Genomic DNA, 16,243 nt, shown 5'->3' with positions numbered 1-16,243 from the left:
TCCTGCGATGAGAAGAGACTGTCACCCGACTCTTCCTCATTAACGCAGCTCCGTCAGCGGTGCTGGCAACCAAATACGGCGCGTGACCAGCAACGCACTAAAATCGGCTTTGTGGCTGATCTCAATATCCATCGCTTGCAGCGTGCGATTATCCCCCGCTACCGCGCGGGTGCGCCAATACCAAGGCTGGCCGTCCACCACGGTTTCCCCTTGCTGGGTTTGATAGGCCAACGCACTCTCGCGGCTTCCCGCTTGCAAATAGAGCAAGGCACTTTGATTGTCGGCCAGCCAGTCACCCAGCATGCGCTCTTTTAAGCGCGCTTGGTGCGACAGCGTAGTGCCCGACACCTGCATGACCGTTAGCGACGCCATGGCAAAAATGGCCAAGGCGATCATCACTTCGAGCAGGGTAAATCCGGTCTGCAGACCTCGCAGATGAATGCTTCGACCATCAATGCGCTGACCTAAAGGTGTCGGATTAACCGGACGCATATTCGCCATGCCTTATCCCCCCACCGTACATTCGGTCAGCTGCGGCGACTGCCCAGCACTGACACTGACTTGCCAACAGGCTGACGGATAGCTTTGCACAAAACGCAAACTAAATGGCCGCTCCAGTTGATGCTCGGCAAACACCAGCTGCGGCGGGCGCTCAGCGCTGTGGCTTTGCATCTCCAGCTCAATGTCATGTAGGCTCAAACGTTGCTGCTGCAAATCCAAACCACCGGCGCGGACAGAAGGCAGCGCTGCCAGCTCTAATTGACTGCGCACCTGCGGCGGCAAGGTGACCTGCGAGCCCTGGCGAGCACGCGACTCCGGCTGCCACTGACCTTGCCGGCGCACCATCAGCTGATAACCATCAGGCTCCACTCGCACGCCCACCATCTCGCCACTGACCAAGGCTTCATCACGCAAGCGCGTCCACTGCGACCAAAAGGTGGCCGCAGCACCATGCGCGACGGGCTTGGTACCACTTGAAAGCGTTGGCACAATCATGCTGGTGACGGTGCCGAGCAGCACTATCACCAGCATCATCTCGAGCAGAGTAAAGCCGCGCGTCACCACTTACTTATGCAGCTCCTGCATGTTCCAATTACCAATATCCAAACCATTGCCTTCACCGCCCTCGACGCCATCAGCGCCGAGTGAATAGATATCCACCTGACCGTGCTCGCCCGGGCTTAAGTACTGATATTCGTTGCCCCACGGATCGGTTGGCAGACGTTTGATATAGCCATTTTCACGGTAGCGACGCGGCTGCGGCTCCCCATCCGGCTTGCTGACCAACGCTTGTAACCCTTGCTGGGTGCTCGGATATTGGCCGTTATCCAGCTTGTACATATCCAAACTGTTTTCCAGCGCGGTTAAATCACTGACCACTTTTTGCTGATCGGCACGCTCTTTGTTACCGAGCAAATTGGGCACCACCAAACTGGCCAGTACGCCCAAAATCACAATCACCACCATCACTTCCAACAAGGTAAAACCCGCTTGCGGCGCGCGTTTGACAGACTTTGAATACATGCGTTATCTCCGTGAGTTAGATTTTGGCCACTTACGCGCCAACCACACTTACATCCCAACCATGTTGTTGAGCTGCAACATCGGCTGCAAAATGGCGATGACAATAAAAAGCACCACGCCCGCCATCAGGACAATCAGCAAAGGCTCAAACACCCCTAGCGCAATCCCGACTTGGGTATCAAATTCGCGATCTTGGTTATCCGCAGCTTGCGCTAACATCGGCTCTAGCTCGCCACAGCGCTCACCTGAGGCGATCATGTACAACATCATCGGCGGGAATAAGCGCAGCTCGCCGAGCGCAGCGCGCAAACTACTGCCTTCGCGGATCCGCTCAGCAGCAGAAAGAATTTGCTGTTCGATATAGCGATTGGCACACACGCTGGCGGCAATACGCACACCATCGAGCACCGGAATGCGGCTTGCGGTGAGAATGCTTAAGGTGCGGGCAAAACGCGCGGTATTCAGGCCACGACTCACGCGCCCAATCACCGGTAAACGTAAAATGAAGCGATCCCAGCGCAAGCGCAGCGCTGGCTTTTGCAGTAAACGCTGCATCAACACGCCTAACGCCAGTAACGAGATCAAAAGCGGTAACCCGGCCACCTGTACGCCATCGCTTAAACTCATCAATAAGCGGGTGGAAGCAGGGAGCGCCTGCCCTAAATGCTCAAACTGCGCCACCACTTTAGGCACCACCGACGAGAGCAAAATGCCAATCACGCCGATAGCGACTAAGGTCAGCATCAGTGGATAGAGCATCGCCTGCAGCAAGCGGCTTTTCATGCGCTGTTTTTGTTCGGTGTAATCGGCCAAACGCAGCAACACGCGCTCTAAGTGGCTGGATTTTTCCCCTGCAGCCACCATCGAGCAAAACAGGGAATCAAACACCTGCGGATGTTCACGCAGGCTATCTGACAACGTAAACCCTTCTTGGATACGCGCACGTAAACTGAGCACCAGTGTTTTGATATGTAGCTTTTCACACTGTTCGCTCACCGCCTGTAAGCACTCTTCCAGCGGCATCGCCGCTTGCACCAAGGTGGCCAATTGACGAGTCAGCAGCGCCAAATCCGCCGAACTGACCCGCCGCTGCAACCAGCGCCGTGCGGAGGCTGCGCGCTTCCCCGTTGTTGGACTGCCCGCCGCATGTCCTACCGTAGTAGAGCACGGCGCAGCAGCCGGCGTGTCTACCGCCCACACTTCCACCGGCAGCAAATCTTGCGCGCGCAGCAGTTGCCGTGCATGACGGGGAGAGTCAGCTTCGGTCATCCCTTTACGCGTCCGCCCCGCAGCGGTTAAAGCCTGATAACGAAATAACGCCATCGCGCTTATCCTTCCTGTGTCACGCGCAACACCTCATCGAGCGAGGTGTCACCCGCCAGCACTTTTTGTAAGCCGTTACCGCGAATACCGGGGCGCAGGGCGCGTAGATGACTTTCCATCTGCGGCTCACCGGCGCGCTGATGAATCAAAATGCGCAGCGCCTCATCCACCACCATCAATTCATGGATGCCAGTACGGCCGCGAAAGCCTTTGAAATTGCATTCTGGGCAGCCTTCGGGGTGAAAGAGGGTGATAGGACTAGAATCAGCTGGGCGGATGCCGAGCAAACGGCGCTCTTCGCTATTGGCAGGCGCGGCGCGCCGGCAAGCCGGACACAAGGTACGCACCAGACGCTGCGCCATTACGCCGAGCAAACTGGAGGAGAGCAAAAACGGCTCGATGCCCATATCTTGCAAACGGGTGATCGCACCCACGGCGGTATTGGTGTGCAGAGTCGACAGCACTAAGTGGCCGGTCAGTGAGGCTTGGATGGCGATCTCCGCCGTTTCGGTATCGCGGATCTCCCCCACCATCACCACATCCGGGTCTTGACGCAAAATCGCGCGCAGGCCGCGAGCGAAGGTCATGCCGACCCGACTGTTCACTTGGGTCTGACCAATACCTTCAATGACGTATTCCACCGGGTCTTCAACGGTAAGAATATTGCGCGCCTGATCGTTCAGCTCCTGCAAGCCCGCATACAAGGTGGTACTTTTCCCCGAGCCGGTAGGGCCGGTAACCAGAAAAATGCCATGCGGACGATGCAGCAACGTGCGCAGTTCATCCGCCATCGCCGGCTGCATGCCAAGGTGCGCCAGTGTCAGGCGAGACTGATTTTTATCGAGCAAACGCAAGACGATGCGCTCACCCCAGGTGGAAGGCAGCGTAGAGACACGCACATCCACCGCGCGGCCACCGAGCAGCAACGCAATGCGGCCATCTTGCGGCACCCGCTTTTCAGCGATATCCAGCTTGGCCATCACCTTGATGCGCGAAACCAGCAGCGAAGCCAAGCGCCGTCCCGGACGCAGCACTTCATGCAGCGCGCCATCGACCCGAAAACGGATGATCAGGCTTTTCTCGAATGTCTCGATATGAATATCCGACGCGCCCTCTTTGATAGCTTCGGTCAGCATGGCGTTGATGAGTTTGATCATCGGTGCATCGTCGGCGCTTTCCAGCAGATCTTCCGTTTCCGGCATCTCTTCGGCCAGACTGAAAAAATCATCGTCCGCGCCAATGTCTTCCATCAACTGACGGCGCTCAGACGAGTCGCGCTGGTAAGTTTGCTCCAGCAACAGCTCCAACTGCGCCTCATCCACGTGCTGCAAAGCAAAAGGCGTATCCAAGCCACGGCGAAGCTCGAGCAACACCGCGCGCGACAAGGGATGCACGTGATACAGCGTTAAGCCATGCGTATTTTCTGCATTAGGCACTGCCAGTAATTGCCAGCGGCGAGCGTAGCTATAGGGTAAGCGTGGCGCGCGCTCGGTCGCGGAGTTCGCACTGCAGGGCGCATCCAAAGCAGTGCACTGTTCTGAGTCCAGTTTAGCGCCCTGCTCAGTCACCCGCGAGGTCGTTAACCGATTAGCCATGCGGAGCTTTCCCGAGCTGTAAGAAGGCTTGTACTTCCACCGCCACCGGTTGCTGGCCATAGGCCGGCAAAATCGGCTGCGCGGTTTGTGGCATCAGGCTCAAACCCTGCTCATCACGGTAGATTTGCTCGGCGCGGATATAGTTGTATTTGCGCTGGGAAATGCCGTCCGCCGCTAGCCCGTTACGTAAGATGGTTGGTCGGATAAACACCATCAGATTGCGTTTTTCTTTTTTATTGGCGGTGGATTTAAACAGATGCCCCAGCAGCGGAATATCGCCCAGCAAAGGTACTTTCGCGACACTTTCGCCGGCCTGATCATCAATCAGACCGCCCAGCACAATCAGCTCACCATCATCGGCCAACACGGTGGTTTTCAGCTTACGCTCGCCGAACACCACATCCAGATTGGTCTGGCCTTCCACTTTGGAAACTTCCTGCTCAATCACCAACTGCACCGCATTACCTTCGTTAATCTGCGGCGTAACTTTAAGCATGATGCCGACTTTCTTACGCTCGACGGTGTTGTACGGATTTTTATTGTCCGAGCCGGTGGTAGAGCCGGTTAACACCGGCACATCTTGCCCGACCATGAAGAACGCTTCTTGGTTATCCAAGGTGGTAATACTTGGCGTGGAGAGCACGTTGGATGACGAATCGGCCTTCACTGCCTGTACCAGCGCCATCCAATCGCCTTTCACAACGCCCACCGCCGTGCCGCTGTAACCGGCCAGCAGCTGGGTTAACGCCGACAGATCCCCCTCTTTATCAGGGTTAATGGTGGTCGCGCCATTTTCACTGATAATAGTGGAGCCTTTTTGCGGCTGGGCTTTCGACAACGCGCCGACCAAAGATCCGATAGGGATCTGAGTGCCATTGGAGAACTGCATCAATCCGGCATCTTTGGATGCCCATTGCACGCCAAAGTTGATGTTATTGCCTTCGGCGACTTCTACGATCAGCGCTTCCACATGCACCTGCGCGCGGCGCACATCCAGCTGGGTGATCACGCTTTCCAGCGAGCGCATAATGTCTTGCGGCGCGGTGACAATCAGCGCATTGCTGGTTTTGCTGGCCGCAATCGACACCACATCCTGACGGCTACGCACGCCCGCTTGACCTTCCCCTTGCGCCGCTTTCAACGAGCCGCTGACCTGATTGAGCACTTCCACCAGATCTTCGGCTTTACTGTACTTAAGGTAGAACACCTGACTGTTGCCACTGCGCTCCATCTCGGAGTCAAGTTGGCGGATCAGGCGCTTCATTTTGTCGCGGATTGCCGGATCGCCGCTGATCACCAAACTATTGGTACGCTCATCGGCTACCACTTGCGATTTCATGCTCGCCGGTTGGCTGTCTTTGCTATTTTTGGTCAGATTTTCCAGTACACGCGCGATTTCGGAGGAGGAAGCATGCTCGAGCGGGATCACCTCTTCGGACTTATTCCCGGCGCGATCCACCCGTTGGATCACCTCGGTCAAACGCTCTACCACCGCCGCGCGGCCAGTCAGCATAATCACGTTCGACGGATCGTAATTGACCACGTTGCCGGAGCCCGCGTTATCAATCATCTGGCGCAAAATCGGTGCCAGCTCGCGTACCGACACATTGCGCACCGGCACCACACGCGTGATCAGTTCATCGCCCTGATAATCATTGCCCTGTTCACCCAATACCGGCAGCGGCTCGGTTTTCGCCACATTCGACTTCACCACTTTCAGCACGCCATTATCCAGCGTCACCACCGCGTAGCCTTGCGACTCCAGCACATTCAAAAACAGCTGGTAATACTGCCGCTCATTAAGCGGCGTCACGGTGCGGATACTGACTTTGCCTTTGACATCCGCGCCCATGATGATGGTTTTATTCAGGTTACGGCCACTGGTCTCGATGAAGGTTTTGAGATCGGTATCTTTGAAATTGGCGCTGAACTCTTCGGCCAACACCGCCTGCGGGCTCAGCGTTGTGCCGACTAAAGCCAGACACAACATCAAGGCCGCCGGACGACGCCAAAAAGTGCGCGTAGCGCTAACACGCGCAGCACGAGGGGATACAAAACTGTTAGGCCACAACACGATGGAAATCTCTCCCGGATGGAATACCGTTTGGTACAGGATCACTGAAGTAGTGGTTCAGCACTGTATTACTGAGTGCCGGTTCATTAACGCAGGGGAATGCGCAACTCGTGGTGCGCCTCTTGCCGCTCAACCGTCATCACCAATTCGGTCATCGCCGGTAGCGTCATCAAGAGCTCCATCGCTTTGGCGTGCTCAGTCAATGACTGACCATTGAGCGCCACCACGATGTCCCCCAGCTGCAGTCCGGCAGCATCAAACAGGGTGCGGTCAGCCCCAGGCTCGACCCCCCATCCATACCTGTGCCCATCCTTGTTCACGGGATTAAAACGAAGAAAACTGAATAACTTTTGCGGATCCGCGGCCAAGGTTTGCCGCACCTTTGCCATTGACGACAGTTCGGTTTGGGTGGGCGCAGCCGTGCGCGTCACGGTCAGCAAACCGGCTTGCTCGGCTTCAGCCGGAAAGCTCAAACGCTCCAAACGGCCATTAATCGACAGCACCACAAAATCCGGCTGAATATCCACCACGGTGGCGTTATGTCGGCGCAGTTCATCGCCTTTTTCGTACGTCTGGGTATTACCCGCCGCATCGATCACCGCCGAAGGAAAACGCCCCGCGGAGATACCGCGCAGCACCAGTTTTAACGGCGTTTCTTTTAAAACCGCTGGCGGCGGTGGCGTCACAGCCGTTACCGGTGCGGGACGTCCAAACCAATGTTGCTGGGCTACCCGCTGCCAATTTAGCGACTCGGCATCAGCGCTGCCTGTTGCAGATGCCGAATTCGCAGACAGAGCCGCATCGTGCCTTGGCGAACTTACGCTGACCGCAACCGGATCGAACGTCAGCGCTTGCCACAGCGAGTAGCTGATCGCCCCTACCGTCAACAAACTGGCCGGTAACAGCAAAAAGCCACAGCACAGGCGCACCGATATACGGCGCCCCTGCGCACGCCATGCCCCACGCCACGGCGCACTGGGCAACTTAAACCGTCGATGAGCTGTCATTGCGCGCCCTGCTCGTTCCACTCGTCATATTCAGAAAATCATTCACCAGCGCGGTTAGCCGCGCGGGCATAGGACTGATTCGCGCATTGTGTTGCCGTGAGGTGCGCCGCTTGCAGGCTGCTCCCTTGCAGATTATTCACCTGCAGCCGGTAGCTCACCCCTTTCGCCAAATAGGTTCGTACCGTCGGATCGCTACATAAACCTTGCTGATAACCAGCCAGCACAGCGCTCGGGCTCATACGCGCAGCACTTTGATTATCCGCCACCAAGGTCAAACCAATTTCCGCGCCCTGCTGCTGTGCAAAGACCAACGTATAACCGGCCGCTTTTGCCGGCAGGCTTTGATTAATTTTTTGTACCTGACTCTCAGCAATGCTTTCCGCCACACTGTTTTTCGTCGAGGTGCTGCAGCCAGATAAAATAAGCAGACAGACTGCCGAAGCGATATAACCGTATTGTTTCATTCTCAACCTAACGTGTGGCATTAGCCCAAATTCAGCTTAAACGTAAACGAGTAGACAGCCGCGGCATGCCATTTAAATAGGTATGATATAAGGCTGCCTAAACGAATAATCACATTACCGCCTTGAGCGGTGATTAACCCTATAAGTCAGAGAGTCAGTACGCTAGAGCGTTAGTTATTGCTGTGGTTTCATCGTGTATTTAATCATGCAATTCATGGCCACGCGCTATAACCGCGCATCAACCTAAATAAACTGTCGATATACACAAACCCAGCACCCTATAGCCGATGGAATATTTAGCCTCACAGACATCATACATATGATTATTTGCTATTGTTTGCACGGCCACAGATAATTTATATGACTAATCACCTATCCCTTACCGAGATAACTTATTTATCACATGAATAATCCGCTTTAAAACAGCACTCAAGATAAGCGTGCTTCAATAAGCGGGCATGATAATGTCATAAAAAATAGCGCCAATACAACAAACAGATTTCTTATGCTCGTAGATTCACACCATTTGCTAAATAAATATCACGGCACTTAAAAATAGCACTCTTCAATGACAATTCAACTTGCGGAAATAGTAAGATAAATAGCCAAGAAAACAGTCAAATAAATGGCAAACAAATACCAATGGAATATTCAATCTCAATATGAAATGACTATTTACTGACGGAGAATGCGAAGATTAACGCCATATAAATGACGATAAGGAGTTTTGGCGTAAATTATTCTGACGAAGTAATAAGCGCCAATATTTAAAATAATACAATAATGGCTCGATAGCTCACTTATCCACCGAATCAGCCACATCAACCACCGCGTTATTACCCCGCTGTTATTGCGGCGCCGACTCACACACGGCATGCACCGGCTGCGGATAGTGCGAAGTGGCAAGCGCGACAAACCGGTCACGCAGCGGATCGGCTAACGCCGGATTCCACACCAAACTGATTTCCCAGCGAGAATGCGGCCCAGTCAACGGAAACAAGGTGACTGCTGGCCCGGCTATAAAACTGACGCTATGCGGTAAAATCGCGCTACCAATCCCCGCCGCCACCAAAGCCACCAGCGTTTGGATATCCTCGGCTTCTTGAATCACTCCAGTTAAGCGGTTAGCGCCCAAGAAATTAGCAATTTGCTGACTCAAGCCCGGACAACGCCGCCCCACCATCTGCAGCAATGGCTGACTGGCCAGCGCCGCCGGCACATCAAACGCAGCCGGATCCGCCCCCACCACACTGGTCGGCACGGCCAGCACCAGACGATCACTGAGCAAACGATGCTCGCTCAAGGTAGTGCCCCGTGGCCGGCGCATAAAGCCCAGTTGCAACTGGCCAGAGAGCAGCATTTCCTGCTGCACCGCCGATGGCATATCCTGCAAATGCACCATGACATCCGGAGCCTGCTGCTTAAAACGCGCCACCAATGACGGCGCCAACACAAAACTCGACAAGCCAAAACCAATGCGTAACTGACCGGCCAGCCCTTTGGCCAACGCCAACGCATGACGCTCGAACTCACTCGCCTGCTCAATCAACGCCTGAGCCTGCACCAACAGCTGACGACCCACCGCCGTCAACTCCGCACCATGTCGGCCACGATGAAATAAGGTGCAGCCAAGAGTCTGCTCTAACACCTGGATCTGCTTGGTAAGCGCAGGTTGGGTGATAAATAAGCGCTCGGCGGCGGCGCGATAGTTGGCAGTTTGCGCCACAGTGACAAAAGCTTGTAGCTGTCGAAGATCGAGTTTCATTCCATTTAGTTATCGAAATTGGCGATTTATTGATTATAAATTATCTAACTGACTTGTTCTAATAGTCTCATCCGCGCGGGACAACACTGTATTCATCACGATGCATCACTTTGCGTTCAGTGAATTATTTCGTTATCTAACGAGGTTCTCCTATGTCGACATCCACCGAATCCCGACTGCTGCGCCCTGCACAGAGTAGCCAAACATTTTTGTTTTTAATCAAAGAGCCTCTGGTGATCGCCCAACCCCTCGAGGCACCAGAAACCGGTGAGCTGCTGGTCAGTTTATTACGCCAAGGCTTTATTGTCGGGCCGGTCACCATTCGCGCCACAGACAGCCGGCAGGCGTTAGACTGTTATGACCAGCACGCGCAGCTGCAAGTCCTGACCACCCGTCTCGCACGCAGCAAAAATGGCCACCCTGCACCCGTACAGGTGATCGCATGAAGCACTTACAACTGCAGGCCGAGGCATTACTGCTGGATATGGATGGCACGCTGGTACAATCCACCACCGAGGTAGAAAAGGTCTGGCGACAATGGTGTCAATGGCACGCTTTAGCGCCAGAGCCGGTGCTGGCGATATGCCATGGCCAGCGCGCGCAAGAGGTGATCCGAACGATTGCCCCTCATTTGGACATTGCCACCGAAGCAGCGCGCCTAGATGCGCTGGAGCTCAGCCTAACCACCGACGTGCATGCCATCGCCGGTTGTCGTGAATGGCTGCAACGCCTCCCTCCCTCGCGCTGGGCGCTAGTAACATCCGCCAGCCATCCGTTGGCGCGTCAGCGATTGCAAAGCGCCGACTTACCTTTACCCGCCTTGCTGATTGGCGCAGAAGATGTGGCTCATGGCAAACCCGATCCACAGCCCTATTTACTGGCCGCGGCGCGCCTTGGCCTGGCACCGGCACGCTGCTTAGTCTTTGAAGATGCCCATGCAGGGATCACCAGCGCTTTGCAAGCCGGTTGTCAGGTGATTCAAGTCGGCGGCCAGCAAAAACAACATCCAGATGTCCGCGCGATCATCCGCGATTGGCAGCAGATTACGATTGATTGTCCGGCGCAAGGTCCGCTTTGCATCACGCTATCTGCCTGAATCATCTACGCCAAAGTCACCCACGCCAGAGCCATCCACGTAAGGCATCGGCAAAATGCACACGCCGAGCTCAGCAGGCCATGTGCGAGTAACTAGTGGCGGTCGCGCTTAAAATGGGTCGTGCGATGACCTACCGTCACTATCTCCCCGTCATCCAGCACCAGATAGTGGCGGCGTAAACGCTGACACTGCTGGTGACTGATGCTGGTCTGTTGCGCGAGGCGCGCCAAGCTCTTGCGGCTCCAGAAGAAAATCTCCCGTCCGCGATGATAATCAGCATGACCAAAATCCAGCAACCACTCCACGGCTTGACTCGAAATGCCGCGCTGCTGCATCCGTTGTTGTGCATGTCGGCTATACATAGGCTCACTCCTTAAGCAAATGAAGATACGAAGGGGTGTTAAGGACGCTCGATTCAGTATGGTCAATTTGACGCTCACTAACAAAACCCATCGTCACATATTTTTGACGCGCCCTATTCACCCTGTCAGTATATGTAGCCTGTGTAGTCATGCCGATACTGGCTACATCAACATGTCGCATTTTGGAGCACACCGCATGAGCACGGAGCTAACTTGGGATCAGACGCTACGCTTTCGTCTGCTAGAGATTGTCCTGCAATGGGAAGGTCGCCTGACTACCAACCACCTGTGTACCGCCTTTAATATTGGTCGCCAGCAGGCCTCACGGGACATCAACCGCTATAAAAATGATTTTGCTCCGCAAGGGTTAGAGTATGACCACTCCCTAAAAGGTTATCGCCCTACCGCCGAATTTAAACCGCAGTTTAGCCAAGGAAAGGTTGATGAATACCTGACGCTGCTGCACCGCGAAAAGCAGCACGCCGTGCAATCGCAGCAACAAGCGCTACTTACGCTCCCGCTGCTAGATTTGCGCTACGGCCATATCGAGATGCTGGATGTCCCCACTCGCCATGTCGATCCGGTGATTGTGCGCGGGTTGGTGCAAGCAGCACGCGGTCAGTTACGGGTGGATGTGAACTATGTGTCACTCAGCTCAGAAGAGGAAAGCGGACGCAATATCGTGCCGCACACTCTGGTCTATGATGGGATCCGCTGGCATGTGCGCGCGTATTGCGAGAAAAAAAGCGAGTATTTGGATTTTGTGATGAGCCGCTTTCGCGGTGAACCGGATTTGCTGGATGCCTCCGAGCATGGCCGCGAGCACGATGTCGAATGGAACACCTTGGTTACGGCCGAGATTATCCCCAATCCACATCTGAGCGCCGGACAACAAGCCATTATTGCCGCCGATTACGCGATGGACGACGGACATTTGTTGTTAACCCAGCGCATGCCGCTGATGCATTACGCACTGGAGCGGATGCAAGTCAGCTTTGATGATGAGCATCATCAGCAACCGGCACATGCGCCGATCATTTTGAAAAATCGCGCCGAACTGATCGCGCAAGGCTGCACATTTAAACTTAAAAGTGCCGACTTGCAGCCATCCATTACCGTTGCAAGCACGGCTTACGCGTAAGCCGTACAACATTGATCGGCGAATTTATCACTAGTAATCACAACTCGCCGTAACAATCCGCATGGTAGCCACAAGCAACACATCCACTCGGAGTCGAGCTTGTGGCGCAGTCATGGCGTCACGCTTCGAGCAGCAGAGGGCTTTCTTGCATAAAAAAGCCCTTATTTAACAAGCGCCAATTGAAGCCTTGGCTAAAATCTGATCCTGCATACACCGACAAGTCTTGCAGATACTCATCCTCCACCCCTTCTAGCGTCACTTTGCCTGCATAACATTTGCAGCAATGCACTAAGGCACAGAGTTGCTCTTGCGAACTACGCCAGACAATCTCTTTATCGATCTTTACCCCATCCCAAGGTAAGTCCAGTAACAAGCTGACTGTCGCATTATTGACGCCGTGATCATCCAACCATATTTCATGACCAAAAGATTGAATTATTTTAAAGGCGTTTTTTAATTTAATTAGCTGTTCCGCATCACATTCAAAACCATTAATCTCAAAGGCAAAATTAACCCATTTTATTTTTTTAGCCAACTTTATAAAGTCGGCATTAAATAGTGTTTTGTAATGAATATTCACATGTACACGCAGGTTATCACCTTTATTACTGACCGATAAAAGATCAGCAATTTGGTTCATTTGGATGCAGCTAACTTTTGTCACATCAGAGGCCGAAAGGGTTCCGAAGAAGCTGTCCACGCAATCAATGGCGATACTTCGTGAAAGTAATTCAAAAGAACTGACTTTCTTAGTCCTATTTTCAATTATTGGTTGCGCGATGACTCCGAACTCCATTTCTCTATATTTATATTTAAAGAGAACGTTGTTTAACATTTATAATTATCTTCGTTTTATATAAGGGCATTTTAAATAACATCCCGCAGATGCTAGGGAAGGTATACCATAACGAAAATTCGATGTAAAACGAGGTGAATAAGCATACATTTGATGTGGAACGTAATGCTGACAATATTCCGTCATTTTATTTCATACGATGTTTTGATAACACATAATGTATTACAATAAAGCGCGATAAATAGAACTCATTGTTTATTTTTTAGACGAAATATATTTCTCATTTTTTTGAACTTGAGCACACAGAACAATCAATACCACACACAATAGTGCTTGACTAATGGCAGTAAAGCGTAAACATAAAATTACACACTAAGTGTCACTTATGACTTGCGTGACGTCTGCCAGCGAACCAATCCGAATTTCCCCCGCACGATTAAATTTGCTTTTATCACTCAGCAACAATGATTGTGATGCGCGCTTAAGCAGCAAAGATTTAAAATCGGCGTTGTAGGCATTGGACTCCCACAGCTCGCCTTGCGCATCAATCCCTTCACAGGAAAAAATGAACAGATCGATCTCCAGATGACGTAATTGGGAGAGAATAGCCGGATTAACATAACAGGCATATTTGCGTTCAAGCACCCCACCTGAGCTGATGAGCCGGATATGCTGACAGCGCGCTAACGCTTGGCAAATACGCACGCTATTGGTAAATACCGTGATATCAATATCCGGTAACTGCCGCGCTAAATAGTAGCAAGTCGAGCTGGCATCTAACGCAATCACCATCCCCGGCTCAATCCATGACAATGCTTGGCGGGCGATATCGGCTTTACTGGAAAAATGACTTTTTAGACGGGAGCTAAACGGATCACCACTGTCTTGATTACCCAATCCGATGGCGGCCGCGCGGCCATGACGGCGCACAATGCGCCCTTGTTTCTGCAACACATTCAAGTCGCGACGAATGGTTTCCTTGCTGACTGCCAGCATCTGCGCCAGCGCCTCGGTAGACAGTGTTTCATGCTGTGCCAATAACTGCACAATAGCCTGATGGCGTTCGCTTTTCATCCTGCCTCCTGCACAAGGCCGCCCACACCTCGCAGGCGGCAGCAGGGCAAGATTACTGGGTCACGCCTTTCTTTAACAGGATATTGCCGTATTTGGCACACTCTCCTGTGACTACGATCGCAAAGGCCCGTTGTGCTCGCTCATAGAAGGCAAAACGATCAATTCGCTGCACCGGCGGTAACGGCTGCCGCGCATCGGCGCCGGCCAGCGCTTGCAAGTAACGCAACTCCACCTGCGGATCGAGGCTATCCCCTTCGACAGCGGCCATCATCACCAACGGCGGGGCATAGCTATCCAGCTCAAACAGTGGGATCACGGCCGCCAGCAAATCGCTAACACTCACGCCATCGGCACGTAACACCTGTGGGCCCATGCTGTGGGCGGGGAAGTGTGCATCGGCAAAAATAATCTCATCACCGTGCCCCATTTGCGCCAGCACTTTCAGTAAATCCGGTGAAATTAACGGCGAAATATTCTTCAGCATAATTCACTCTCACATTCGGTTTGACTCGCCAGCTGTTCACGCCACGCGTGGTACTGCGCCTGCTGCGCGCTTGGCAAGTACTCATGATAGGTCAGCGCCACTTCTGCGCGCGCCCGCTCTGGTGAGCTAAAATGTCCCGCGCCACTCCAAGCAAACATGGCCGCTCCCGACACCGTGGTCTCAGCATTATCCAATACGCGCACCGGCAACCCGAGCATATCGGCCTTGATTTGATTCCACAGGCTGTTACGGCTGCCGCCGCCCACCAACAGCAAACTCTCGGCAGTAAACCCACCAATGGTTTGCAACACGTTCAAGTTATGGCTCAATTGCCCACTCAAGCTTTCCAGCGCCGACCGATAAAAATGCCCGCGACGGGTATTCAGTGACGCGCCGCGCCAACCCGCTTGCCGTTTGGCCGACAGCAAGCTGCTGTCCATCACCAATCCGTCACAACCAGGCGCTACCGCCGCCGCCTCCGCCATCATTTGTGGATAAGCGTCTGACCGTGCGACTTGCGGCCAATACAACTCCCGCACCCACTCCAAAACGCCAGAGGCCAACCACTGCAGACCCGGATTAAACAGCCCCGCACAGCTATCTAGCTCGCACGTTGAGCCAGCATGTGCCGGTAACAGTGCCGTGTTCACATTCGGCGTGCGCACCATCAAAATTTCCCAGGTGCCGGAGGATAAGACCGGTTGATCTAAGCCAGCACCGGAGCCAAACAGCGCAAACTGAGTATCGTGACCGGCTGAAATCACTGGGATCCCCGCTGGTATGCCCAATTGCTCAGCCATCTGCGGGAGCAATGCCCCAACCACCTCACCGGCGGAAACCATTCGGGGGAATAAATCATTGCGCAGGCCAGTACGCTGCAAAATTTCGTCACTGAAACGTTCGCTGCGTACATCCAATAACTGGCTGGTGCCTGCCATAGTGCGATCGGTGGTAAATTCACCGGTCAAACGCTGATTAATGAGGGAAGAGATAAACAGCCACGCATGCGCTTGTTCGAGGACATCAGGGCGGTGATGCTTAAACCACAGCAGTTTGTACAGCGTATTGAAACTGAACTGCCCAATCCCTGACAGGGTTTGCAGCTGCGTCGCATCAATATAGCGCGCCACCTGCTCCATCTCGGCCACCGTGCGCGGACATTTCCAGCTGATCACCGGATACAACATCTGCCCTTTGGCATCCACCAATGCGCCGTCGACGCCAAACGTGGTCACCGTCAGCGCATGAATTCGCGCCCCTTGTAATTGCGGCATGATTTGCCGACAACAATCCGTAAAACGCTGCAAAATGGCATCCAAAGACCACACATGCCAATCGGGATTTTCCGCTCCCGGCGCACTGGCATTGGCGACCGCTGCCTGCGCCAGCCGATTACCGCGTGAATCAACCGCAATGGCTCGGACATTGGTCGCACCGCAATCCAGAACCAAAACCACATCATGAGTCATACAGGCTCCTTGGCAAATGTGGGCGGCATAGCCGCCCACTGAGGTAATTTCAACGTAAGCGCAAAGGAA

The 16,243-nt window shown here is 53.6% G+C and carries 17 protein-coding genes; 3 read left to right on the top strand and 14 right to left on the bottom strand.

Features of this window, described 5'->3' with window-relative positions:
- Positions 1-39: 39 nt before the first annotated feature.
- From gspI to NCTC9997_RS03835, 9 genes are all read right to left on the bottom strand, one after another.
- Complete coding sequence (gspI, locus tag NCTC9997_RS03875) at positions 40-501, bottom strand: type II secretion system minor pseudopilin GspI (protein ID WP_082935468.1); 462 nt, start codon at positions 499-501, stop codon at positions 40-42.
- Positions 502-504: 3 nt separating this feature from the next.
- Entirely contained in the window at positions 505-1,065 is a 561-nt protein-coding gene (gene gspH, locus NCTC9997_RS03870; RefSeq protein WP_082935467.1) for a type II secretion system minor pseudopilin GspH, read from the bottom strand.
- Complete coding sequence (gene gspG, locus NCTC9997_RS03865; RefSeq protein WP_064977361.1) at positions 1,066-1,524, bottom strand: type II secretion system major pseudopilin GspG; 459 nt, start codon at positions 1,522-1,524, stop codon at positions 1,066-1,068.
- A gap of 48 nt (positions 1,525-1,572) precedes the next feature.
- Entirely contained in the window at positions 1,573-2,847 is a 1,275-nt protein-coding gene (gene gspF / locus NCTC9997_RS03860; protein WP_064977360.1) for a type II secretion system inner membrane protein GspF, read from the bottom strand.
- A 5-nt stretch (positions 2,848-2,852) separates the two neighbouring features.
- Positions 2,853-4,442, bottom strand: coding sequence for a type II secretion system ATPase GspE (gspE, locus tag NCTC9997_RS03855; protein ID WP_082935466.1), 1,590 nt, complete (start codon positions 4,440-4,442; stop codon positions 2,853-2,855).
- Entirely contained in the window at positions 4,435-6,432 is a 1,998-nt protein-coding gene (gene gspD / locus NCTC9997_RS03850; protein ID WP_082935583.1) for a type II secretion system secretin GspD, read from the bottom strand. Before gspD ends, gspE begins: the two co-directional genes overlap by 8 nt.
- A gap of 170 nt (positions 6,433-6,602) precedes the next feature.
- The gene (gene gspC / locus NCTC9997_RS03845; RefSeq protein WP_064977358.1) at positions 6,603-7,523 is read right to left on the bottom strand and encodes a type II secretion system protein GspC; all 921 of its coding nucleotides are present in this window, start codon (positions 7,521-7,523) and stop codon (positions 6,603-6,605) included.
- Between the two features lie 38 nt (positions 7,524-7,561).
- A complete protein-coding gene (gene gspS2 / locus NCTC9997_RS03840; protein ID WP_064977357.1) occupies positions 7,562-7,987 on the bottom strand; it encodes a type II secretion system pilot lipoprotein GspS-beta in 426 nt (141 codons plus the stop codon).
- 847 nt (positions 7,988-8,834) lie between these two features.
- The gene (locus NCTC9997_RS03835) at positions 8,835-9,752 is read right to left on the bottom strand and encodes a LysR family transcriptional regulator (RefSeq protein ID WP_064977356.1); all 918 of its coding nucleotides are present in this window, start codon (positions 9,750-9,752) and stop codon (positions 8,835-8,837) included.
- Positions 9,753-9,904: 152 nt separating this feature from the next.
- Here NCTC9997_RS03835 and NCTC9997_RS03830 point away from each other — a divergent pair, with 152 nt between their 5' ends.
- Positions 9,905-10,198 carry a hypothetical protein gene (locus NCTC9997_RS03830; RefSeq protein ID WP_064977355.1) on the top strand — a complete coding sequence of 98 codons (294 nt, stop codon included), beginning with the start codon at positions 9,905-9,907 and terminating at the stop codon, positions 10,196-10,198.
- Positions 10,195-10,848: an HAD-IA family hydrolase gene (locus NCTC9997_RS03825; RefSeq protein ID WP_064977354.1), complete on the top strand. Its 654-nt coding sequence runs from the start codon at positions 10,195-10,197 to the stop codon at positions 10,846-10,848. Before NCTC9997_RS03830 ends, NCTC9997_RS03825 begins: the two co-directional genes overlap by 4 nt.
- Before the next feature lie 92 nt (positions 10,849-10,940).
- On the opposite strand, the gene NCTC9997_RS03820 is transcribed toward NCTC9997_RS03825, so the two are convergent.
- On the bottom strand, positions 10,941-11,210 hold the full coding sequence (locus tag NCTC9997_RS03820) for a DUF4258 domain-containing protein (RefSeq protein WP_010862280.1): 270 nt from the start codon (positions 11,208-11,210) through the stop codon (positions 10,941-10,943).
- Positions 11,211-11,406: 196 nt separating this feature from the next.
- Between NCTC9997_RS03820 and NCTC9997_RS03815 the strand changes: the two genes are divergently transcribed.
- Entirely contained in the window at positions 11,407-12,351 is a 945-nt protein-coding gene (locus NCTC9997_RS03815; RefSeq protein ID WP_064977353.1) for a WYL domain-containing protein, read from the top strand.
- 118 nt (positions 12,352-12,469) lie between these two features.
- Here the strand turns inward: NCTC9997_RS03815 and NCTC9997_RS03810 are convergent, their stop codons facing one another.
- The 4 genes from NCTC9997_RS03810 to fucK form a co-directional block, all read right to left on the bottom strand.
- Positions 12,470-13,186, bottom strand: a complete 717-nt coding sequence (locus tag NCTC9997_RS03810) for an EAL domain-containing protein (protein ID WP_071849677.1) — start codon at positions 13,184-13,186, stop codon at positions 12,470-12,472.
- Positions 13,187-13,519: 333 nt separating this feature from the next.
- On the bottom strand, positions 13,520-14,221 hold the full coding sequence (gene fucR / locus NCTC9997_RS03805; protein ID WP_064977351.1) for an L-fucose operon activator: 702 nt from the start codon (positions 14,219-14,221) through the stop codon (positions 13,520-13,522).
- 52 nt (positions 14,222-14,273) lie between these two features.
- Positions 14,274-14,705 carry an L-fucose mutarotase gene (fucU, locus tag NCTC9997_RS03800; RefSeq protein ID WP_010862285.1) on the bottom strand — a complete coding sequence of 144 codons (432 nt, stop codon included), beginning with the start codon at positions 14,703-14,705 and terminating at the stop codon, positions 14,274-14,276.
- Positions 14,699-16,174, bottom strand: a complete 1,476-nt coding sequence (gene fucK / locus NCTC9997_RS03795) for an L-fuculokinase (protein ID WP_064977350.1) — start codon at positions 16,172-16,174, stop codon at positions 14,699-14,701. The genes fucU and fucK overlap by 7 nt, the downstream gene beginning before the upstream one ends.
- Positions 16,175-16,243: the final 69 nt, after the last annotated feature.

The organism is Plesiomonas shigelloides, assembly GCF_900087055.1.
In the GTDB taxonomy this organism is placed as follows: domain Bacteria; phylum Pseudomonadota; class Gammaproteobacteria; order Enterobacterales; family CAMTGL01; genus Plesiomonas; species Plesiomonas shigelloides.
Note: the sequence above shows the minus strand (reverse complement) of the source record. Positions and strands in the feature narration are given on the sequence as shown.